At 33.9% G+C, this 23042-nt stretch carries 17 protein-coding genes; 15 read left to right on the top strand and 2 right to left on the bottom strand.

Annotated elements, in window-relative coordinates; all coding sequences use genetic code 11:
• Positions 1–38: 38 nt before the first annotated feature.
• Positions 39–1265, bottom strand: a complete 1227-nt coding sequence (locus J4050_RS09175; RefSeq protein ID WP_208154280.1) for an HD domain-containing protein — start codon at positions 1263–1265, stop codon at positions 39–41.
• A gap of 41 nt (positions 1266–1306) precedes the next feature.
• On the opposite strand from J4050_RS09175, the gene porX reads away from it, so the two are divergent.
• From porX to J4050_RS09150, 5 genes are all read left to right on the top strand, one after another.
• Positions 1307–2854, top strand: coding sequence for a T9SS response regulator signal transducer PorX (gene porX, locus J4050_RS09170; RefSeq protein WP_208154279.1), 1548 nt, complete (start codon positions 1307–1309; stop codon positions 2852–2854).
• 98 nt (positions 2855–2952) lie between these two features.
• Positions 2953–3414 (top strand): tRNA (adenosine(37)-N6)-threonylcarbamoyltransferase complex ATPase subunit type 1 TsaE, encoded by a 462-nt coding sequence (tsaE, locus tag J4050_RS09165; protein ID WP_208154278.1) that lies wholly within the window; start codon positions 2953–2955, stop codon positions 3412–3414.
• Between the two features lie 252 nt (positions 3415–3666).
• Positions 3667–4221: a hypothetical protein gene (locus J4050_RS09160; RefSeq protein WP_243878598.1), complete on the top strand. Its 555-nt coding sequence runs from the start codon at positions 3667–3669 to the stop codon at positions 4219–4221.
• A gap of 105 nt (positions 4222–4326) precedes the next feature.
• Entirely contained in the window at positions 4327–5526 is a 1200-nt protein-coding gene (locus tag J4050_RS09155) for an alanine dehydrogenase (RefSeq protein WP_208154277.1), read from the top strand.
• Positions 5527–5538: 12 nt separating this feature from the next.
• A complete protein-coding gene (locus tag J4050_RS09150; protein ID WP_208154276.1) occupies positions 5539–5910 on the top strand; it encodes a hypothetical protein in 372 nt (123 codons plus the stop codon).
• Here the strand turns inward: J4050_RS09150 and J4050_RS09145 are convergent.
• Positions 5907–9770 (bottom strand): Ig-like domain-containing protein, encoded by a 3864-nt coding sequence (locus J4050_RS09145; protein WP_208154275.1) that lies wholly within the window; start codon positions 9768–9770, stop codon positions 5907–5909. The genes J4050_RS09150 and J4050_RS09145 overlap by 4 nt on opposite strands.
• 344 nt (positions 9771–10114) lie before the next feature.
• On the opposite strand from J4050_RS09145, the gene asnB reads away from it, so the two are divergent.
• The 10 genes from asnB (at position 10115) to J4050_RS09095 (ending at position 23039) form a co-directional block, all read left to right on the top strand.
• Positions 10115–11914, top strand: coding sequence for an asparagine synthase (glutamine-hydrolyzing) (gene asnB / locus J4050_RS09140; RefSeq protein WP_208154274.1), 1800 nt, complete (start codon positions 10115–10117; stop codon positions 11912–11914).
• 459 nt (positions 11915–12373) lie between these two features.
• Positions 12374–13753: a nucleotide sugar dehydrogenase gene (locus tag J4050_RS09135; RefSeq protein WP_208154273.1), complete on the top strand. Its 1380-nt coding sequence runs from the start codon at positions 12374–12376 to the stop codon at positions 13751–13753.
• A 46-nt stretch (positions 13754–13799) separates the two neighbouring features.
• Positions 13800–15248 (top strand): MBOAT family O-acyltransferase, encoded by a 1449-nt coding sequence (locus tag J4050_RS09130; RefSeq protein WP_208154272.1) that lies wholly within the window; start codon positions 13800–13802, stop codon positions 15246–15248.
• A gap of 11 nt (positions 15249–15259) precedes the next feature.
• A complete protein-coding gene (locus J4050_RS09125; RefSeq protein ID WP_208154271.1) occupies positions 15260–16156 on the top strand; it encodes a hypothetical protein in 897 nt (298 codons plus the stop codon).
• A 15-nt stretch (positions 16157–16171) separates the two neighbouring features.
• A complete protein-coding gene (locus tag J4050_RS09120) occupies positions 16172–17116 on the top strand; it encodes a glycosyltransferase family 2 protein (RefSeq protein ID WP_208154270.1) in 945 nt (314 codons plus the stop codon).
• Between the two features lie 2 nt (positions 17117–17118).
• Positions 17119–18657, top strand: a complete 1539-nt coding sequence (locus J4050_RS09115) for an MATE family efflux transporter (RefSeq protein ID WP_208154269.1) — start codon at positions 17119–17121, stop codon at positions 18655–18657.
• Positions 18658–18683: 26 nt separating this feature from the next.
• A complete protein-coding gene (locus J4050_RS09110) occupies positions 18684–19484 on the top strand; it encodes a hypothetical protein (protein WP_208154268.1) in 801 nt (266 codons plus the stop codon).
• 68 nt (positions 19485–19552) lie between these two features.
• Entirely contained in the window at positions 19553–20797 is a 1245-nt protein-coding gene (locus J4050_RS09105; protein ID WP_208154267.1) for an O-antigen ligase family protein, read from the top strand.
• A gap of 4 nt (positions 20798–20801) precedes the next feature.
• On the top strand, positions 20802–21890 hold the full coding sequence (locus J4050_RS15360) for a glycosyltransferase (protein ID WP_208154266.1): 1089 nt from the start codon (positions 20802–20804) through the stop codon (positions 21888–21890).
• Entirely contained in the window at positions 21891–23039 is a 1149-nt protein-coding gene (locus J4050_RS09095) for a glycosyltransferase (protein WP_208154265.1), read from the top strand.
• Positions 23040–23042: the final 3 nt, after the last annotated feature.

Raw genomic sequence — 23042 nt, 5'->3', positions numbered from 1 at the left:
TTTTTGGTGCTGGTTTTGGCAAAAATAGAAAAAATGTGTCACATTCTGATTTTAGGGAAGCACATATAATACTTAGTTATAGGTTTACTCAAGGCTTTTATGTTCAAATGGTCAGATGCTTTAACAATATCCTTAATTTTTCCGGTCTTTAAAAGTATATCTATATGTTCCTTTTTGTGCTGATATGCTTGATTGGTAATTTCACCTTTAAATACGAAGTAAGCAGCTTCAAATTCAGTTACGCTATGAGTAGTAACGAGTTCTTCAATGTGATGCTCCAATTCTTTATTTCTTATGGGCTTGTTCTTAAGTTTAATTTTAAGAAGTTCTCTATTGAGTACCATTTCACAAAGATTACTCAATACAAAATCCTTATGATTTTGCCAATGTTTAATGGCTGCAAGGACATCTACATCGTCTAATTCTGAAAAAATGTGTAATGTTTTTTCATTGAAATTAGATTCAGATATTTCATTGCTTAAAAAATAATTAAGTGCATTGCTACACTCTAACGATTCACCTTGTTTAACCAATTCTTTAGCACGCTGCAATATTCTTGTTAAAAGCTGTTCTGCAACCAACCCCGTTTTGTGCAAATAGACTTGCCAATACATAAATCGTCTGGCAACTAAAAACTTCTCAACACTGTAAATCCCTTTTTCCTCTACCACAAGATTGTCATCTACCACGTTAAGCATTGTAATCAGGCGCTCACTATTAATATTACCTTCCGCGACACCTGTGTAAAAACTATCACGCTTTAGATAATCCGCTCTATCCATGTCTAATTGGCTAGAAATAAGTTGACACATGAATTTACGCGGATAATCTTCTTTGAAAATGGCAATTGCCAAAGTTAAACTTCCGTTAAATTGCGCATTTAATTCTTCCATGAAATGAATTGAAATCTCCTCATGAGAGATACCATTAACAATACTATGTTCCATAGCATGAGAAAACGGTCCGTGACCAATATCATGCAATAATATGGCGATTAACAAGCCTGTTTCTTCATCAGAGGATATCTCAACCCCTTTAAAACGAAGTACTTGAATAGCTTTCTGCATTAAATGCATACTGCCCAGGGCGTGATGAAATCTTGTATGGTGAGCACCGGGGTAAACAAGATAGGACAACCCCATTTGGCTAATTCGGCGTAATCGCTGGAAAAATCGATGCTCAATTAAATCAAATATCAACGAATTAGGAATAGTAATAAAACCATAAATAGGATCGTTAAATATTTTAAGTTTGTTACTCGCCAATAGCTATAGATAATTAATCAATAAACAAATATACACGAAGCATGATAAATATACTCTGGGTTGATGATGAAATCGATTTATTAAAGCCACATATTCTCTTTTTAGAGCAAAGGCAATATAATGTAACGACGTGTAATAGTGGTATGGAGGCACTCGAAGTGCTGTCTGATACTAATTTTGATATCGTATTTTTAGATGAAAACATGCCCGGACTAAGCGGTCTAGAAACACTTAATGAAATAAAAGAGCGCCGTGCCAATCTTCCAGTGGTAATGATAACTAAAAGTGAAGAGGAGTATATTATGGAGGAAGCTATTGGTAGTAAGATTGCGGACTACCTTATTAAACCTGTTAATCCTAATCAGATTTTGTTGAGTTTAAAGAAAAATTTAGACCATTCTCGTTTAATTTCTGAAAAGACAACCTCAAATTATCAGCAAGAGTTCAGAAAAATAGCCATGGATTTGGCTATGGTTAACAGCTACCAAGAATGGATTGAGTTATATCAAAAACTGATTTATTGGGAACTTCAACTTGAGGATATAGAAGATGTTGGAATGACAGATATTTTAGAATCGCAGAAAACTGAAGCCAATATGCAATTTGGCAAATTTATAGAAAAGAATTACCAAGATTGGTTCTTGCCACATACAGAAGCACCTGTAATGTCTCATACTCTATTTAAAGAAAAGGTGGTTCCAGAACTTAATAATGCCCAACCTACTCTTTTAGTGGTCATTGATAATTTAAGGTACGATCAGTGGAAAGCTTTTGAACCGATTGTAAATACCTATTATAAAAAAGAATCTGAAATTTCATTTTACAGTATTCTCCCAACAGCTACACAGTATGCAAGAAATGCTATTTTTTCTGGCCTAATGCCGGCTGATATGGAAAAATTGTTTCCCCAATATTGGAAAAACGATACAGATGAAGGTGGAAAGAATCTGCATGAAAACGATTTTTTGAGAGAGCAATTAAAACGTTTAGGATTGAGCCATTTAAAGTATGAATATCATAAAATTACAAACCTTAGGTCTGGCAAAAAACTAGTAGAAAATTTTAAGTCTTTGAAGCAAAATGATTTAAGCGTTGTTGTTTATAATTTTGTTGACATGCTCTCGCACTCTAAAACCGAAATGGAGGTCGTAAAAGAATTAGCATCAAATGATAAGGCATATAGATCATTAACATTAAGTTGGTTTAAAAACTCACCTTTGCTAGAGATGATTCAGCTATCCCAACAACTTGGATTTAAATTAATTCTAACAACTGATCACGGAACAATTAATGTTAAGTCACCCACTAAGATAATAGGAGATAGAGACACTAGTTTAAACCTCCGATATAAAACAGGCAGAAGTTTAACCTACCAAGAAAAAGATGTTATTGCGGTAAAAAATCCTAAAAGTTTTAATCTTCCTGCTTTATCAATGAGCAGTTCATTTGTTTTTGCTAAAGGCGATCTTTTTTTAGCCTATCCCAATAATTTTAATCATTATGTTAGTTATTACAGAAACACTTACCAACATGGTGGCGTTTCACTTGAGGAAATGATTATTCCATTTGTTGTTTTGCAACCGAAATAAATCCTTAAAAAGCATAAAAATCCGATGAAATACACTTTTTACTAGGATTTTTGAGTATTTATGCTTACTATTGTCATCAGATTTAAAAGCTATAACAAGTGAATACAGTAGTTTTCACATACAATTTAGACGAAATTGAAGCTGTTGCAGTAAAAGTTTTATCTTTCTTAGAGAAAGGTATGGTGCTTTTTCAAGGCGATATGGGTTCGGGTAAAACCACGTTTGTTTCTGCCCTCCTAAAGTCTTTGGGGAGTTCAGACTCTGTTTCGAGCCCAACTTTTTCTATCGTAAACGAATATAACCTAAGCAATGGCAGCAAAGTATTTCATTTCGATCTTTATAGGATTGAATCTCTAGAAGAAGCGCTGAACTTTGGTATTGAAGATTATTTAAATTCAAACCATTGGCAATTCATTGAATGGCCAGATAGAATTAAAGAGCTTATACCAAACAATGCCCAAAGTATTACAATTGAGCATACCGAAAACAATAAAAGATCCCTCAAATTAACCATTAATAAACAAAGTTTAACCGAATTAAATGCTATGGGCAAATTCTAAATTTAAGTCATTGATATGACTTCATTCCAAAAACCAAGATGGGCTGATTACGGAAAAACCGTAATTGAAATTATAATTTTCATCGGATTTTAACATTAGTTGATTTTTTACAGGGTTCTAGGCAACTTAACTTTGTATTATAATTAATTAATTAAATCCCTTAAATTATGAAAGCTAAAAAATTAGTACTAGCTGTAGCCATCTTCGGAGGAATGTTATTTACTGTTCAAGCAACTAACATTATCGATTTAGATGGACAAACTACAACACAAGTTGACAAAAGGAAACTTAAAATCCCAACTTGGGGATAAGAAAACTTATAATCGAAAGATTTTAATGGGGAGTATGGTTGCTACATTGATTGCAGCCACTCCCTTTTTGTTTTATATATATGAATACGTACCAGATAGTGAACAATGGGAAACTATTTTTGGAACATATACTAGTAGGCAATACGGAAGCGTAAATGTTGGCATCTGGGTACTGTGTATGAAGATTGTCCCATTATTACTTTCTTTAATTTGGTTTTTTACCTGTCGCCATTGGTGGTACCATGTTTTAATTGTGCCTATAGCCATGTTCAGTTTCCAATGCTTTGGAGCTTTAAATGACGACATTAGGTTTATGGATGAGTTACATATTATCTGGCTATTACCTTTCATGGCAGTTGTAATACCTTCCATTTATCTCATTAGAGCCCGTATGTTTAATAAGATCAATGACTACGACAAAACTATGGAGGAGTTAGAGGAAGAGTTTATGATAAAGCCTAAGACCTTTTGGGGAAAGGTGAGTCAGTATTTTTAAATTCCATTTATGTTATAAACATATTATTTGTAACTTGAAGTTAGCTTAAACAGGCAATTAATTTAAAGGTATTCATTATCTTGCAATTGCTAATTACTAACTTAAATGAGTAAGTCTCTATCGCCTTTCACTAAGGCTCAATTATTACCTCAAGAAGAAACTTTAGAAATTTTAAAGCAAAAAGGTGATTTATTTATCGGTATTCCCAAAGAAACACACTTTCAAGAAAAACGTGTTTGTTTAACTCCTGATGCTATTTCGGCATTAACTTCTAATGGTCATAGGGTATTATTTGAATCTGGTGCTGGTGAAGGTGCCAATTTTAAAGATAAAGACTATAGCGAAGCTGGTGCCGAGATTACAAAGGACAAAGCAAAAGTATATTCCTGCCCAATCATTTTAAAAGTAGAGCCACCTGCACTGGATGAAATTGAGCTGATTAATCCTCAAACCATACTGATTTCTGCATTGCAGATAAAGACCCAAAGTAAGTCTTATTTTGAAGCATTGGCCAAAAAGCGAATTACAGCTCTGGCTTTTGAATTTATAAAGGATGAAGATGGGGCTTATCCAGCAGTACGATCTTTAAGTGAGATTGCAGGTACTGCCTCTATTTTAATTGCTTCAGAATTACTTTCAAACGTCAATGGAGGAAACGGCTTAATGATGGGTAACATTAATGGTGTACCACCGACGTCAGTTGTAATCTTAGGAGCTGGTACAGTTGGCGAATTTGCCGCTAGATCTGCAATTGGCCTCGGTGCTAATGTTAAAATCTTTGATAGTTCAATTACCAAATTAAGATGTATACAGAATAATCTTGGAAGAACTGTGTATACCTCTACAATGCAACCAAAAAGCTTAATTAAAGCTTTAAAACGTTGCGATGTTGCTATTGGAGCAGTTAGAGGTTCTAATCGTTCTCCAGTAGTTGTTACTGAAGCAATGGTAAATCAAATGAAACCCGGTTCTGTAGTAATCGATGTGAGTATAGATATGGGTGGCTGTTTTGAAACCAGTGAAGTGACAACACATAATCACCCTACTTTTGATTATAATGGCGTAATACATTATTGTGTTCCAAATATTCCGGCACGATATTCTAGGACTGCTTCAGTTTCCATTAGTAATATTTTTACGCCGTATTTATTGCAAATTGGTGAGCAAGGTGGCATTGAAAATGCCCTACGATTTGATCGTGGTTTAAAAAATGGCCTATATCTTTACCACGGTATTCTTACAAATAAGTCTGTAGCAGAATGGTACGGGTTAGATTATAGCGATGCCAATTTATTGATATTTTAAAATTATTTAAAAATGAGATTTATTCAGCGTCTAGGGTATTATCTAGGTGGATTTGCTATTGGTTTAGTTATTTTGGCATATTTTTTAAGCGGGAAGAATGCGTCATGTGATTATGGCCCCAATGCTCGAACGGTAAAAAACATTTCTTCTAAACCATTCGAATATTCAGCCGATGCTAAAGCTTTTGTATCAAGTTATAATTTAGATTCTACAACGGTTATAAATTTGGTTCGATATGGAACTGTTGATTTTTCAAAAAGTGATACAAAAAAAGATTCTTGTAAGTCTTATCATATTGATAATTCCTACAAGAATCAGGATATTTTTTTAAAAATTATTAATTGTGATTCAGTAGCTGTTGTTAGACAAATTAATTACAATTAATTTCTCACAATTAATTTCTTAATTCTTTCATTTTCTCCATCTACAAGTCTTACAAAATAGACTCCTGGTAACAATGCGCTAATATTAAGCTCTTTTGTTAGTGATGGACTTAAGTTATTATTAACGATTTCATTATCCATTACTAGCTTACCCATTAAGTCATATATGGCAACTTGAGATACCACTAAACTACCATTTATTCTAATGTTTACTATATCTCTAGCAGGATTTGGGAAAATATCAAAGCTAAAATTAGTATTTATGTTGTCAGGATTTTCAGAGACAACATCACAAGGTGACACCTCTACCCTTACGGTATCTTCGTCAAAATCTAGGGCATTGAAGACAGTTACTGTGTAATCTGTAGTCATTTCTGGAGAAACTTCTATTGACGCTGTGGTTTCTCCATTGCTCCAGAGGTACTCGTCACCTCCTGTAGCTGATAAAATAATCGATTCTCCTAAACATAAATCTTTATCTTCTCCAGCATTAGCAATTACTTCTGGAAATACGTTAACAGTAATTTGTTTTTCATCATAACAATCATTCACATATCCGCGCACTTCATATGTAGTAGTTGAAGAAGGGCTTACGGCAATATTAGGTTGAGTTGCTCCATTGCTCCACTCATAAGTATTTGCTCCAGATGCTGATAAAGTCACAAAATCACCATCTAAAATATCAACAGCATCACCGTTAGCGATAACAACATTTGGGTTGGGATCCACAAATACGGTGACCTCATCTGTTGCTTGCTGGTTTCCAACAGTAACTGTTACACTATAAGTTGTTGTAGATAAAGGATTAACATAGATAGTTTGAGTTGTTTCACCTGTATTCCACAAATAACTATCACCATCTGAGGCAGTTAATGTTACCTCAAAACCATCGTCTTGACACTTACGCTGATCGTCACCTGCGGATACCACCAATTCGTCCTCAACGCTAACAGTTACTTCTGCTTGTGCTTCGCAAGAATTACCAAATCCAGTAACGGTATATGTCGTTGTTTGATTAGGACTAACTGTTATTGAAGCACTGGTTTCACCTGTACTCCATAAATAACTATCTGCACCTTCAACGGTTAAAGTTGTTGACTCACCTGATATAATTAAGATGTCATCACTAATAGTTAGTTGAGGTGTATCATTTACAAATACAGTGGTACCGGCCGTGCTAGAACAAGTATTTGAAATTACTTCAACAGAATATTCTGTTTCTGTATTTGGACTTACTGAAATAGAAGCACTAGTCTCGCCTGTACTCCATAAATAACTATCCCCACCTTCTGCCGTTAATGTGACGGTTTCACCAGAACAAATGGTTTGATTTGGTGTAACTTGAGCATTAGGAAAAGCATTTACGGTAACTGTTACTTCATCGGTATCGGACTCACCTAAGTCATTTGACACTGTAACAGTATATACTGTGGTTGCTGCTGGGCTTACCGTTATTGAAGCAGTGGTTGCTCCAGTACTCCATAAATAATTACTTCCTCCTGACGCATTTAAAACCGTACTTTCTCCTTCACAAATTGAGACATCATTTCCGGCGTTAGCTAAAACGCCGTTATCTAAAAAAAAGGTTAAGTCGAAATTATCTACTGAAATAACGTTTCCTTGAGCATCATCAGCGCTGTAGTATGTTATTGTAAAGCTATACGTTCCTTCTGAAACTGTATATGGAAATAAATCAAAAATATCTTGGTCATGACCCGCCATTCCAGAATAAATAGGAAAACTTTGAAGCCATTCTCCATTTTCTGGGCCAGTCCATTGCACAAGAACACTTTCAACATTTGGATTGTCATCGCCTCCTTGAGGGATAGCCCTAAAGTTAACCTGATTACCGATAACTTCTAAATCGAATGTTGTGTCTTCTGTAATTAACTGAATCAATTGATCCGTATCTGCATTGTAAAATTCATAGGTACCAAAAAATACATCAGCTACTATTACTTCTAAGGTGTCTGTGAATCCACCATCTTCTGAGGTAAAGGTAATGGTAGTTGTACCCTCCGAAACACCAGTTACTTCACCGTCTTGATTAACAGTTGCAATATTTTCATCTTCTGAACTCCAGGAACCATTTTGATTTGTAGTATCACTAGGTGAGAATACTACAGATGCCTGCTGAGTTTGCCCAATATCTAAAGTCATTGTGTCAGGGCTTACCTCTACCCCTGTGGCATCAATTGAGTTATTTGTTATAGTTATTGTAGCTGAGTCTGTAAAACTTCCATCGGTTGAAGTAAATGTAATGGTAACAACACCTGGTCCTATTGGAGTTACCACTCCATTGGCATCAACTGTAGCTAAGCTTTCATCACTACTTGTCCAAACTCCAGACTTGTTGGTTGTGTTAGCAGGTGTAAAAATAACATCTAAATCTATTGTTTCAGGAATATTTATAGTAGCAGTCTCTGGAGTAACTTCAACTCCTTGTGCGGCAACAACCTCTGCATTATCAACCCCAAAACTGTAAATTTCAATATTAGTGTAAGTAGGGTCTAAATCATTACCTAATGGGTTAAATGTACCAGGATTTAAGCCTTGCGATGTAATCCATATATTTGGAACAACGCCAGTATGTGTTGATTGGTCATGCTCGTTTTGAACAACACCGTAATTAGGTAAGTTATCAATTAACCACTGTCTTTGAGGTAAATCTTCCCAATTTAGAGAAGTGCTCCAATCGTAGAATTCTCTGCTATCAAAACCATTGTAGCCTTCTAAATCTAGGTCATCTAATTCAAGTACAGGGTCACCATTGTTATCGAGGTAAGCATTTGCGCCCATTTCTCTATTTTGAACCTTAATAATAGTATCATCTCCATTTGGTAGAGGATCAGTATAGTTTAATAATGGAAACATAGAACTTGTAAAGTCAGAAGGTAATGGGTCCCTACCACCCTGCCATGATTGCCATAAAATAGTATTGTCATCATCATTACTGTCTAATAGTGATGTAGTGGCTCTATTCATTGCAGTGTAAATAGTTGGTGGATTTGGTGTCGTATCTAATTTATTCCAAGACCATGTAGAATTGCCATTCAATTCTTGTTCTGGATGCACATAGTGGTTACCTATTTCATTTAACTGAACAGCACCTCCAGTTCGCATTAATCTATTGTGCCAGCTATATACTAAATTACCAATAACATCTACTCTACCGTTAGAATTTGGATTAGGGAATCTATGGCTAATTTCCATGAAGAAATTATTGAGTAAAGACATATCATAACTAAGGTCATAATTATTACTATCTCCTAATAACATTCCTGTTTTACCATATGAAAACATACAGTTTTGGACTGTAAGTGTATGTGAGGCGCCTCTAAATGAAAGAGTTTCATCTCCACCGTAAGCAAAACTACAATGATCAAAAATTATATTATTGCTATTTAAAACGTCAACAGAATCTGCAGAGCATGGATCCCAGACATCAGCTTGACATTGCCAAGTCCTAAACCTAACATATCTAAAAACAACATTGGTACAATTATCCCAACGCCATCCTCTTCCCACTACAGTGATTCCACCTTCTGGCGCAGTTTGTCCGAGTACAATACAATTATTTAAACTTCTAGAACCTCCTACACTTCCCATATTTATAATTCCGGAAACTCTGAAGACAACTATTCTATTATTTCCTAGAGCATTCCAAAAACTACCTGGACCGTCTGGATTAAGATTTGTAACTTCTACTACCTCATAATTGGCATCTCCTCTTGCATAGGCACCACCGCCTAAGGCTGTAGGGAAAGCTTTAGTTTGTGAAGTTAAAATAAGACTAAAAAAAAGTAATGAAATGAATGTAAACTTCTTAGCGAAGTTACTCAGTTTGAAAGGGGCGTTCATAATGGTAAAGTTCTTTATTCGAATTAATTTTGGGGCAATCTAATAAATATAATGACGAATTACATAATTTTTCGATAAAGTGTAAATATATGTAAGAAAATATTTATTTTATACCTTTTAATAACAATTTTAACGTATATACGGTCAAAATAATCGTTCAGATGTAATTTTAGACAAGTTTAACAATACTCAATAATTTCTTACTACTCTTTGATTTTATTAACGTACAATTTCATTTGACTTCAATCTTACATTTCAACGAATTAATTTGAATATGGCATGATAATTTTCAAAGATTATTGTGGTTAGATCTTATTTTCTTTCTTTTACAAAAAAATAGCCATATGTGCGGAATCTACCTTACTAATATAACCTACGAAAAAAGTATAGTTAAGGACAAGTTACAGACTATTAACTTCCGTGGTCCTGATTATATGGGTATCACCGAAATCGATGATTTAATTTTTGGCCATTTGAGGTTGTCAATCCTAGATTTAGATAAAAGATCTCATCAGCCCATGTCTTATAAACACCTGACCATAGTTTTTAACGGGGAAATTTATAATTATAAGGATATAAGGGAGGAGTTAAAAGCACTAGGATATCAATTTAAAACAGAAAGTGACACCGAGGTTTTACTAATTGGCTATTATCACTGGGGAAAAGAGTTGCTTCCCAAAATCAATGGGATGTTTGCCTTTTCAATTTACAATGCTGAAACCAAAGAGGTTTTTTCTTGCAGAGATCGAATGGGTGTTAAACCTTTCTACTATTATTGGGACGACGAACGTTTTGAAATATGTAGTCAAATAGGCCCTTTATTAAAGGACAGAAAAATTAACGATGACTCCATTTCTATTTTCCTTGACACCGGTTACATTCCTGCTCCCTATACTATTGCGGAAAAGGTTTATAAACTTGGAGCTGGCTGTTATATGGTAATAGACTTAGCAACTAAAAAGTTAGACATCCATAAATACTGGGACTTAAATAAAGTACAGTTAAAAAATATCTCATATACTGATGCAAAAGAGCAGCTGCATACCTTACTTAAAGATGCAGTGAAAATTAGACTCCAATCAGATGTACCAATAGGTTCATTTCTTTCAGGGGGCATAGATAGTGCATTAGTTTCTAGTTTAGCTCAGGAAATGTCTGAATCAAAAATAAATACTTTCTGTATTGGTTTTGACAACCCAAAATTTGACGAAAGCCATATTGCTGAAGAATTTGCCTCAATTATCGATTCTAATCATAACACTACCATCTGTGCATCGCATGATATTTTGGATTTAGTACCTAAATTGGCCAAAGTCTATGATGAGCCTTTTGCTGACAGCTCTGCTTTACCCTCATTACTACTAAATAAAATTGCTAAACAGCATGTAACTGTTGCTTTATCTGGTGATGGTGGTGATGAGAGCTTCTTAGGTTATACTCACTTTGACTCTTTGGTTAGGAATCAACAAATAATGAAATTGCCTTACAGTCTTCGAAAGTTTTTATCCAAACCCATTTTTTTAAATTTAATTGGGCAAAACTCACATAGAGTTAGAAACGCCCTAAACACAAAATCAGAAAACGATTTTATTGAAAATATCTTTTCTAGAAAGGGACGCATTCTTAAAAAACCATTTAATGGCTGGCTGCAACATTATAAAGATTATAAAAATTGGTCTAAATCAATTCTGCAAAAAGCTGCAGATTTAAACATCAAATTGTGGCTGGACAATAATAGCAATGTAAAAGTTGATCGTGCCAGTATGGCTTACTCTGTAGAAGTTAGGAGTCCTTTTTTAGATTATAGGGTCGTGGAGTTTGCAAGATCTCTTCCAATAGACTTCCGATATCAAAAAGGAAGACAAAAAAGAATATTAAGAGATATATTAAAGGAATATATACCAGAGCCAATTTTTGATCAACCAAAAAGCGGCTTTTCAGTACCTATTGGGGAATGGATGAGAAACCAACTAAGAACCGAATTTGATGAAGCCTTAAATGAAGAATTTCTATCTCAAGTTCCTAATTTAAAGGTAAAGAAATTTAAGAAATTGTATCAAGAACATATGGCTGGGCTACAAGACAATACACCTTATATTTGGAAATTATTTGTACTGAGAAAATGGTATGACGAGTTTCAATGATTTCAACAAGGAGATTAGGTAATATTCCACTTTAATTAACGTATTTTATCGACTTTTTATGACTTTATTCATTTTTTGATGATGTTAATCGTTAAAAGTAGTATTTGATGAGCTAATTTGTAGGATTAGAATTATTTAAGCCAAATTTGTCCTGTTTATAAATGATCCCAAATCTAATGAACTATAAACAACAATCTTTAATGCTACGTCTAAAGACGTTTATTCATGTACTTTACATTGCAAGTACATCCTCAAACTTTTTTTTCAAAAGATATATTTCAATTTTAAAGGGCTACACATTAAATGTAATTCATTTGATTAATGGCAGTTTCAGTGCCGTAATTGTTATTTATTTTGTTTTTTTTAGAAATAACCAACCGCAATTTTTAGATTGCAACTTAGAATATAATATTAACCACTTTAAAGGGTGCAATGGACACCATTTCAATTAATCAGATTATGAAAATTAATAAAATTTGTTGTATTGGCGCTGGATATGTTGGAGGTCCAACTATGGCCGTAATAGCTAAGATGAATCCAAATATTCAAGTAACAATAGTTGACATCAATCCAGAGCGCATTGCAGCTTGGAATGACGAAGACCTTTCTAAACTTCCGGTATACGAGCCAGGCTTAGCTGATATTGTTGCCGAGACAAGAGGTAAAAACCTTTTCTTCTCTACTGAAATAGATAAAGGAATAGACGAGGCTGAAATGATTTTTATTTCTGTAAACACACCGACCAAAACTTATGGTAAAGGGAAAGGTATGGCTGCAGATTTAAAATATGTGGAATTGTGTGCTCGTAATATAGCAGATGTTGCAAAATCGGATAAAATCGTAGTTGAAAAATCTACACTTCCAGTTAGAACAGCACAAGCCATTAAAAGTATTTTACACAATGTTGGTGGAGATGTTAATTTTCAAATCCTTTCTAATCCAGAATTTTTGGCTGAAGGTACTGCGGTTGAAGATTTGTTGAAGCCGGATAGAGTACTTATAGGTGGCGAATCTGAAGGCGCCATAGAAAGCTTGGCAAAAATATATGGAAGTTGGGTTCCAGATAATCAAATTCTGAGAACCAATGTGTGGTCTTCCGAGTTATCTAAATTAACTGCAAACGCTTTCTTAGCGCAAAGAATCTCATCAATTAATGCAATATCAGAATTATGTGAACATACTGAGGCAGATGTCACTGAAGTTGCTCGTGCTATAGGTATGGATTCTAGGATTGGACCAAAATTTTTAAATGCATCTATTGGTTTTGGAGGATCCTGTTTTCAAAAGGATATCTTAAACTTAGTTTACATTGCAAGAAGCTATAATCTCCAAGCAGTAGCTGATTATTGGGAGCAAGTGATTATCTTAAATGATCATCAGAAAAGACGATTTTCAGATAAAATGATAAGTACCCTTTACAATACAGTTTCTGGTAAAAAAATAGGGATGCTAGGCTGGGCCTTTAAAAAAGACACCAATGACACCAGGGAATCTGCAGCAATCTATGTTACAGATCACTTGTTAAATGAGCAGGCTGAAGTTGCCGTATATGATCCAAAGGTGAGAAAAAGTCAAATGTACACCGACCTAAATTATCTCAATACTAGATCTGAGGAGGAGAATGAAGCACTCATGACTGTTCATAACGACCCGTATGAGGCTCTTAAGGATACTCACGCAATCGCTATTATGACGGAATGGGACGAATTCAAATCCTATGATTGGCAAAAGATATATGATATTATGAAAAAACCTGCTTTTATTTTTGATGGTAGAAATATTTTAGACAAAAAAGAAATGAATAAAATTGGATTTGAATATTCATCAATAGGAAAGTAATTTTTAAAATTTAAAGTCCCCATAAGTTTAACCTCAATAATAAAGCATGTTATTTAATTCGTTTGAATTTGTTGTTTTCTTCGTTATTGTATTCTTTATTTATTATAAGTCTTACAATAACTTAAGATTTCAGAATGCGCTGTTGTTGGTTTCGAGCTATGTGTTCTACGGTTGGTGGGATTGGCGGTTTCTTTCATTAATTATAATCAGTTCTTTTAGCGATTATTTTATTGGAAGAGCCATTGACCTTAATAATGATAAAAAACAACGTAAGCGGCTATTAGTATTAAGTTTACTTGTTAACCTCGGAATACTTGGGTTTTTTAAATATTACAATTTCTTTACCGAGTCTTTTACAGACTTTATTAGTCTTTTTGGATTTGAGTCTAATCCAGCCCTATTAAACATAGTTCTTCCTGTAGGAATTAGCTTTTACACCTTTCAAACTATGAGTTATACCATAGATATTTACAGGGGCAAAATGAAGTCAACGGATAACCTTTTAGAGTTTATGACCTTCGTGTCTTTCTTTCCACAGTTAGTTGCGGGTCCTATTGAGAGAGCCTCTCACCTATTACCACAATTCGGAAAAAAGAGAGAGTTTGATCTGTTCGAATTTAAAGAAGGGGCAAAACAGGCATTATGGGGATTATTTAAAAAAATAGTTATTGCAGATAATTGTGCGTTTTATGCCAATCAGATATTTGAGAATTCAGAGAGCTATCCAGGAAGTGTTTTAGTTATTGGTGTAGTGCTTTTTGCCTTTCAAATTTATGGTGATTTCTCAGGTTACTCGGATATTGCAATAGGTATTTCTAGAATGATGGGAATTGATTTGATGCAGAATTTTAAGTCTCCTTATCTAGCAGAGAATATTCAAGATTTCTGGAGACGCTGGCATATTTCATTATCAACATGGTTTAGAGATTACGTTTATATTCCCTTAGGTGGTAGTAAAGTAGATTCTAGCATACGCCGATCTATGAACATAATCATAACCTTCACCGTAAGCGGTTTTTGGCACGGGGCTAATTGGACTTTTATTATTTGGGGCTTTTTACATTCCCTATTCTACTTTATTCAGACAGGATATAGTAAAAACATGAAATCTGTAAAGATTCTGCCTTCAAAACTAGTCCAGATTTTTAATGTATTGATAACATTTATTGCCGTAACATTTGCGTGGATTTTCTTTAGGGCTGAGTCTTTTAACCATGCCATGGATTATATTTTTGAGATCACCTCTAGTTCTATTATAGAAAACCCAGTTGGATATCTAAAATTAATGGGTTCATCGGTAAAACCTTATGTTATTATACTGAGCCTTATATATTTAAGTATATTTGAAATTAATAATCGAGATGCTAAATATTCATTTCAGGTTGGTCATTTTAAAGCACCAATGAGAATATTAGTGTATTTATCACTTATAATATTGATAATCTTCTTTCGGGCAACTGACGGGACTATTGATTTTATATACTTCCAATTTTAATTGTATCGCATATGAAAAGTGTTATCATTAAAATAATTCCATATTTAGTTCTCTTTGTTATACTTAATGTTATTTGTTATCACTACAGTGACTTTTACAAACAAGAGCATAAATATGTTCAACGTATTGATGATACGATTGATAACCAGTCTGAAACTATATTCCTTGGAGATTCGCATGTAGAAACCATAAAGCTTTTAAATCTTTCTGATAATGTTGGCAACTTAGCATTTGGAGCCGATGGTGTGTATGAAATGTATATTAAGGTTTTAATAATGTTAGAGAAAAACAAGAATTTGAAACAAGTTTTTATAGCCACTGAACCTCAAATGTTTAATAATACAGGGTCTTCCAACAGTACTTTTTTAGGGCGATACCTCTTAAAGATAGATGATTCACTAAATGTTTATAATAAATCTAAGCTAAATCTGCTTACAGATAGAGTTCCCTTATTCAATGATGGTTATATCGGTTTTGCTCTCAATAGTCTCTACGAAAATTTTAAAACGAGCACTAGCCAAAAAGAGAAGTTATGGTATAGCCTTACAGACAATCAACGTAAGGAAATTGCAGTAGCCACAGGTATATCTGACCACAGAAATCTCATGGGAAATGAAAGTTTCCTTGAGGCATACAGAGCATTGGTAAGCCTTTGCAAACAAAACAATATCAAGATTATTGGAGTGAGATTCCCTGTTAATGAAAACTACATTAATCAATGCGCTGAACACGATTTGAAGCGAGTAAACAATTTTTTAGATGCGTTAAACTTAGATGCGTACTTAGATTATTCCACCCGAATATCAAATCCTAAATACTTTGCCGATGAAGACCATCTCAATAAGCAAGGTGTCGCTCAATTAGCACAAATAATCTATAAAGACACTAAAATAAAAATCACGAAATAATAGCGATTTCATTAAATGACTAATCTAATTTCAGTAATTGTTCCGGTTTATAATGCAGAACGCTACGTTGAGCGCTGTGTTAAGAGTATCTGCGGCCAAACTTACAGAAATTTAGAGATAATATTAGTTAATGATGGTTCTACGGATAACAGTAAAGAGATTTGTGAAAGATTATCCAAAAAAGATTCAAGAATTAAGGTAATAAATCAAAGTAATGGCGGCTCTAGCATCGCTAGAAATACTGGATTAGATAATGCAACAGGAGATATTATTTCGTTTGTAGACAGTGATGACCACATTGTCGCTCATATGCTAGAAACGATGTTAAATCTTCTCAACCAACATAATCTCGATGTTGTAGAAATTGAGCGTAATTCGGCATTTGATAATTCTAGGTTTGATAATAGTTTTTCAATTGAAAAAACTGCAGAAGCAACAGCGCGTATAATTAGAACAACTGGTTTTCAGTGCTGGAAACGTATTTATAGACGTTCTGTTGTTGAGGATTTACGTTTTATTCCTAAAATTATCCATCAAGATGTTTTCTTTACCATAGATGTGGTAAATAAAGTTGACAATATCGGCTTTTTAAACAGTCCTCTTTACATCTACAATAGAGATAGTGTTGGGATTATAAGAAGCAAATATTCAAAAATGAAGAGAAATATTGCTATCAGGGCTACCGAATATCTTCAAGAAAAAACAGTCAAAGATCCTGAAGTTTTAAAAGCCATGAATGATTACATAGTATCTTATTACACAGATCATTTCTTTTTGCTTAGCAGAAATACCAAATTTGATAAAAAGAAGACATACAGAAAAAAACTTAGACGCGAAATTAAAGGTGCAATAAATACCGAAAATCGTAATCTTAGGTCAATGATGGCAGCTTATTGTCCACTAACCATGATGGAACTGCTTTCTTCATTTGGTAAAACATTAAAATCTAGATTAAATTAGATATGTCTAGAGTAGCCCTTTCCATAAAAAATGCTTGGATTGCAATAGTATTTCATTTTACTTATATAGTGATTCAATTTTACTCTAGAAATATTTTTTTAGATATCCTAGGTGATGATTTTATTGGTATTGTAGGCACACTCAAGAGTATACTTCAGTTTTTAAATCTATCTGAACTCGGTATAGGTGCAGCTGTAGGGTTTTCACTTTACAAACCATTATACGAACAAAACAAGGAGAAAATCAATGAAATTATCGGTTATCTCGGTTTTCTATATAAAAGAATTGGCCTTTTTATGCTTGGTTCAGGGCTTATTTTGGTTTTGTTCTTTCCACTTATTTTTGAAAATACAGAAATCAATTTAGGGATAATCATCTTTCTTTTTGTCGCTCTTTTATCTAGTAATCTATTAAGTTATTTCTTTGCGTACCACATATTTTTGTTACAAGCAGACCAAAAATCGTATATTGGAATTACCATAAACCAGTCTGTTTTTATCCTTAGACTTTTTCTACAGTGCTTGGTATTACTCTATTTCCAAAGTGTGTTGGCCTGGATTTTCTTAGAATTGGCAACCCCATTTATTTACATTTTTATTCTTAGGAAGAAAATAAAATCAAATTACCCATGGTTAGATTTCAAATTCAAGGCTACAAAAGCTATACGGTCAAGGAATAAAGAACTTCTGAAAAAGGTGAAGCAGTTGAGCTTTCACAAATTGGGTGGGTTCGTATCTAACGGTACGGACAATATTGTCATCTTTGCTTTTATTAATCCTGCAACTGTCGCATTTGTTGGAAACTATCAATTAATAATGAATAACATAAATACGCTTGTTGGCCAAATCTTTAATGGAACCAAAGCTGGCGTAGGAAATCTAGTTGCTGAGAATAATCACTCAACAATGATGAAAGTGTTCTGGGAGATGATGGCTTTAAGATTCTTCTTGGCTGGATGTGCGTCTGTTTTACTTTACATTGGATTTGATGATTTAATCACTATTTGGGTAGGTGAAAAGTATCTTATGTCCCACAGTGTTTTAATGGCACTAATAAGTATTTTCTTTATTTTACAGGTAAGAACACCTGTTGATACCTATATTCAAGCATTTGGTTTGTATGCCGATACTTGGGCTCCTTTAGTTCAAAGTGTAGTGAACTTAGTATTTTCAATAGCGTTAGTTATCAATTATGGTGTTATAGGAATATTTTTAGGGACTATAATTAGTCAAGTATTAGTTATTCTAATTTGGAGGCCTTACCACTTGTTCTGGAAAGGATTTAAACTAAAGCAAATGACCTATTGGTACGGATTTTTAGGACACTTGGTATTTTTTGCATTTGCATTATTCTGTGCCTATTATATCTTGGGATACTTAGAGCTTAAGGTAACGACTAACTTGTTTGCGTTATTTCTTAAATTATTAAAAATAGGTATAGTCTTTTCTATTATTTACTTTATGGTCTTATTTGTTTTCAGTAAAGGCTTTAAAGATGTAAACTATAGAATAGTAGCACTTATTAAACAGAGATTAAAATAATTTCTAACTTTCAAAAGACCATATTGATGAAACCAATAAAAATCACAAAACTTGTTTTAATAACCATTGCCACTGCCCTACTTATTATCAATTGCATTGGTTTGGTCACATCATTAAGAAATTCTGAGATTTATTCTGAAAGTTCTACTCTGTTTAAAAATGATATTAGCCTCACCGAGGAAGAAGTAATCCAAGAGTTAGATAAAAAGGAGCTGTCAGACAAAGAATACGCTATAAAAGCCAATGAAACAATAAACAATGGAATAGCCCACTATTGGGTGGATGAAGGGATATCAAAATATAATCTTAGAATTCCATTTTACGAAAACTATATTTTATTTGCAGCGAGTTATATAAGTCCTAGTTCCTTTGAAAAATACGAATACTGCGACTACCGCAAAGCATTAGAACGCGGTGTGGGTCTTTGCTCACAACACTCAATAATTTTATCTGAATTTCTTAGTACAAATGGCATCAACAATCGAGTTGTAGGATTATCAGGTCACGTAGTTGTTATGGCTCAGGTTGATGCTGCAAATGATATTTGGTGGATTTTAGACCCTGATTATGGTGTGACCATAAAGCACAACCTAGATGAGGTTGAAAAAAATCCAGCTTTAATTCAAGAGTTCTATTTAGAGAAAGGATATTCTCGTGAAAACGTTGATATGCTAACTGATATATTTGAAAAAGAAGGGAATAGCATAAGTACGAGCGATAAAACCTATTGTTCTAACAAAAAATATTACTTTGAAAGGTTATCTTATATTTCAATTTGGCTAGCACCAATTTTAATCTTGTTAGTAGTACGATTTAAATTTAAATAACAGTGTTGTCACTAATGACTGTAAAACAAATTAACTTGGGCGAGATTCCAATTCAGTAAGTAAAGTCTATGAGGTATATTTTAGGGGTTATTATTATTATACTCGCGTCTTATTCGGATATTTTTCTATTCCGAATGGGCTTACTTCCGTCTTCTCCTGCTTATACTATTATTCCCGTTTTTATTGCTTTGTCCTTTATGACTTTTCCCTTAACAGACATATTAGACATATTTAGGTCCCACACTTTCAAAATGTTAGCTCTGGTTCTTATTTTCTCACTTATTTACACAGCCATTACGAGAGCGAAACTAGCTGTAATATTAGAAAAGGTTACCTTAAACACAATTACTATTTTTTTGTATGTCCTTTGTGTTCAGTTTTTTAGAACGTCGAGTTCAAATTTGTCAATTATGGTAATGGTGAGCGCCTTCTTTATACTCGGCGGCAGTGTAGTGTATGATATGTTCATAGGGCTTCCTAAACGTTCTCTTGAGCTTGCAATGAGTGTTAGGAAGGGTGGTTTTGGTGAAAATCCAAATCAAGCAGCATCTGGTATAAAGTTTTTGGCTTTGGCAGCCTTAGTGTTTCTTACAGATAAGATTAAATTAAAATACATCGTCATAGCTTTTATGGTTGTTTCGGTCTTCCTTACCTTTTCGCGAAGCGGATTAGTATCCGTAGTTTTTATTTTAGGACTTGGTGCCCTAAATAATTGGGATTATCAATTTAAATTTACACCAGTTACCATAGTACAACGATCTGTAAAACTCGTTATCTTATTCGTTGTCTTATTTATTGCACTTGTAGGCATCGGAAATATCGTTAGAGCAAATTTCCCTGCCTTTAATAGAGGCGAAGCTGGTAAACGTTTAGATTTGCTTACCGGAAACTCTAAGACCAAAAATGTTTCTAAACAGGCTTTTGAAGGAGGACGTGAAGTTCTATTGGCCATTTATTGGAATGAGTTTAAGAAAAACCCATTAGGTTATGGAACCGGTTATAGTTCTGATAAATCAGCAAACAATAATAAATTAAATACACACAACTATTACCTCTATCTTGCAGTGAACTTTGGTTTTGTGGCTCTCCTCTGTTATCTCGTTTATGTACTTTATAACATACGAGTTTCAATTAAGTATGATCAGTTCTACTATCTTATTTTTAGTATTCTATTCATTTTAGAAGGGTTTTTTACCCATAGTATTTTTTACTACAGGCCAATAATAGTTTGTCTGGCCGTATTTGATAGCCAAGTGTACAAAACCCTTAGCGAATCTCGCATAAAAACAAGATTAGCGAATCATTTAAAATAATAAAGTGACCAAATCAAATAAAAAAATTAAAATAAGTATAGTCCTTGCCAATTTAGAAGCTGGTGGTGCAGAGCGTGTGCTTTCTTACGTGGCTCAAGAGTTAGATTCTAATAGATTTGAGGCAACTTTGGTTATAATCGGCCATGAGAAAGATGCCGCTTACGATATTAAAGGAATAGATGTAGTTTTCTTTAACAAGAGTCGTGTACAGGCAGGTGTCATGGATTTGTTTCAATATATCAGAAAAAACAAACCTAATGTCGTTGTTAGTGCCGTAGGTCACTTAAATACGGTAACAGCTTACATGTCATGGTTCTTTCCGCGAATAAAATTTGTTGGACGAGAAGTAAACGTATTAAGTGTATTGGCTAAATACGCTTCTGGTAAAACTGGTGGCAAACTATATGGTTTTTTTGCCAGGCATCGCTTTAATAGGTTTGATAAAATCATTTGTCAATCACAAGACATGCTAAATGACCTAAATAATTCCTACAATATAAAACAAGACAAATTAGTGGTTATAAATAATCCTGTAACCTCTGATTTTGAGCTTAAATCTAGAACCGAGGTTTCACAACCTATTAGATTCATTACGGTTGCAAGATTGGTAAAGCAAAAAGGCCATGCCAGATTGATTGAAGTACTAGGGAAGGTGAATTTTCCTTTTCACTATACCATTATAGGAGATGGTATTGAAAAAGATACAATCTTTAAGCGCATTGAGGAATTAGGCTTTATGACATCCGTTACAAACATTCCTTTTACCAAAGAGGTTGCGAAATATCTTAAGGAGAGTGATCTTTATTTACAAGGGTCTTTTGTTGAGGGTTTTCCCAATGCTATAATTGAAAGTTGTATGGTAGGAACTCCGGTACTGGCCTTTGATGCGCCCGGTGGTATAAATGAAATTATTTATGATGGTGTCAATGGCCATGTTGTCCCTGATGAAGCTACTTATATTCAGCAATTAAAAAATATCAATAAGTCTTATAGTTTCGTCCCAGAAAAGGTTAGTGAAACCATAAGCAGTAGGTATAGTAAAGAAATTATTATTGAGAAATACGAGCAACTATTTGAAAGTTTAGTTCATTAAATGAAAAAAAATCTAAGCATACTAGCTATAAATATGTACTACGGTGGTGCACAGCGGGTTATAAGCATGCTTTTAAAGCATATGGTTAAAGACTACAACGTGCATTTGGTGATATTTACAGAACATATAAATTTCGAGATTCCTGAGGAGGTTGAACTGAAGATTCTCTTTCCAGAATCAAATGAAAGGAACACTGTTTTCAATAAATTGAAGAATGTTTTTAGAGCTGCTAAAGCGTATGATGAATTTATTAAAGAGAAACAAATAGATGTGTCTCTATCATTTTTAGCATTGCCAAATATTATTAATGGAATAGTTCGAGCAAAAAATAAAAATTTAAGAACCGTAATAAGTGAGCGCTGTTTCCCTTCAATAATGTACAAGGCTAACAAATCGTCACAATTGTTATCAAAATTTGTTATTCCAAAATACTACAATAAAAATGATGCATTATTTTCAAATTCCATTAACATCAATGAGGATTTACGAGATAATTTCAAGGTTAATATTCCAATGTCGGTCATTTATAATCCTATAAATAGCAACTCTACAAAGTATATTGATTCAGCCAGCATTGCAAAAACAGCGCAGTTGAAATTGATTAATGTTGGAAATATATACGATGCTAAAAATCAAAAATTAATTATTAAGGCCTTATCGCAATTACCCAAGAATAGCTTTTACTACACACAAGCAGGAACTGGTGTTTTAGAGGAAAGTCTTAAGGCACTGAGCAAATCGTGCGGTTTAGATAATCAAATAACCTTTTTAGGTAACACAACACAAGTTGAAGAACATCTGTTACAGCAGGACTGTTTTGTACTATCATCAAAAACTGAGGGATTTCCTAACGTAGTGTTAGAGGCACTTTCTTGCGGCTTACCTGTTATATCAACAAATTGTAAAACTGGTCCTTTAGAATTGTTAAATGACAACGAACGTATTGACATACCTAAGGGCGGTTTTGCGGAGGCCAAATACGGCCTTCTTATTAGGGAAAATGACGCTATTGGGCTTGCCTCGGCGCTAGATTTTTTCTTAAAGCATCCAGAAAAACGAAAACAATATAGCAAACTGGGCTATAAGCGTTCAAAAGATTACGCGCTTCCAGTTATTTATAAACAAATTAAGACTCTTTTAGAGGAATAAAAA

The organism is Winogradskyella pelagia, assembly GCF_017581965.1.
In the GTDB taxonomy this organism is placed as follows: Bacteria; Bacteroidota; Bacteroidia; order Flavobacteriales; family Flavobacteriaceae; genus Winogradskyella; species Winogradskyella pelagia.
Note: the sequence above shows the minus strand (reverse complement) of the source record. Positions and strands in the feature narration are given on the sequence as shown.

What these genes read in the sequence shown, in the direction of transcription:
- porX (WP_208154279.1), top strand. Translation starts at nt 1,307, where the DNA reads ATGATAAATATACTCTGGGTTGATGATGAAATCGATTTATTAAAGCCA.
- J4050_RS09105 (WP_208154267.1), top strand. Translation starts at nt 19,553, where the DNA reads ATGAGGTATATTTTAGGGGTTATTATTATTATACTCGCGTCTTATTCG.
- J4050_RS09120 (WP_208154270.1), top strand. Translation starts at nt 16,172, where the DNA reads ATGACTAATCTAATTTCAGTAATTGTTCCGGTTTATAATGCAGAACGC.
- J4050_RS09155 (WP_208154277.1), top strand. Translation starts at nt 4,327, where the DNA reads ATGAGTAAGTCTCTATCGCCTTTCACTAAGGCTCAATTATTACCTCAA.
- J4050_RS09135 (WP_208154273.1), top strand. Translation starts at nt 12,374, where the DNA reads ATGAAAATTAATAAAATTTGTTGTATTGGCGCTGGATATGTTGGAGGT.
- asnB (WP_208154274.1), top strand. Translation starts at nt 10,115, where the DNA reads ATGTGCGGAATCTACCTTACTAATATAACCTACGAAAAAAGTATAGTT.
- J4050_RS09115 (WP_208154269.1), top strand. Translation starts at nt 17,119, where the DNA reads ATGTCTAGAGTAGCCCTTTCCATAAAAAATGCTTGGATTGCAATAGTA.
- J4050_RS09145 (WP_208154275.1), bottom strand. Translation starts at nt 9,770, where the DNA reads ATGAACGCCCCTTTCAAACTGAGTAACTTCGCTAAGAAGTTTACATTC.
- J4050_RS09125 (WP_208154271.1), top strand. Translation starts at nt 15,260, where the DNA reads ATGAAAAGTGTTATCATTAAAATAATTCCATATTTAGTTCTCTTTGTT.
- J4050_RS09130 (WP_208154272.1), top strand. Translation starts at nt 13,800, where the DNA reads ATGTTATTTAATTCGTTTGAATTTGTTGTTTTCTTCGTTATTGTATTC.
- J4050_RS09110 (WP_208154268.1), top strand. Translation starts at nt 18,684, where the DNA reads ATGAAACCAATAAAAATCACAAAACTTGTTTTAATAACCATTGCCACT.
- J4050_RS09160 (WP_243878598.1), top strand. Translation starts at nt 3,667, where the DNA reads ATGGACAAACTACAACACAAGTTGACAAAAGGAAACTTAAAATCCCAA.
- J4050_RS09095 (WP_208154265.1), top strand. Translation starts at nt 21,891, where the DNA reads ATGAAAAAAAATCTAAGCATACTAGCTATAAATATGTACTACGGTGGT.
- J4050_RS09150 (WP_208154276.1), top strand. Translation starts at nt 5,539, where the DNA reads ATGAGATTTATTCAGCGTCTAGGGTATTATCTAGGTGGATTTGCTATT.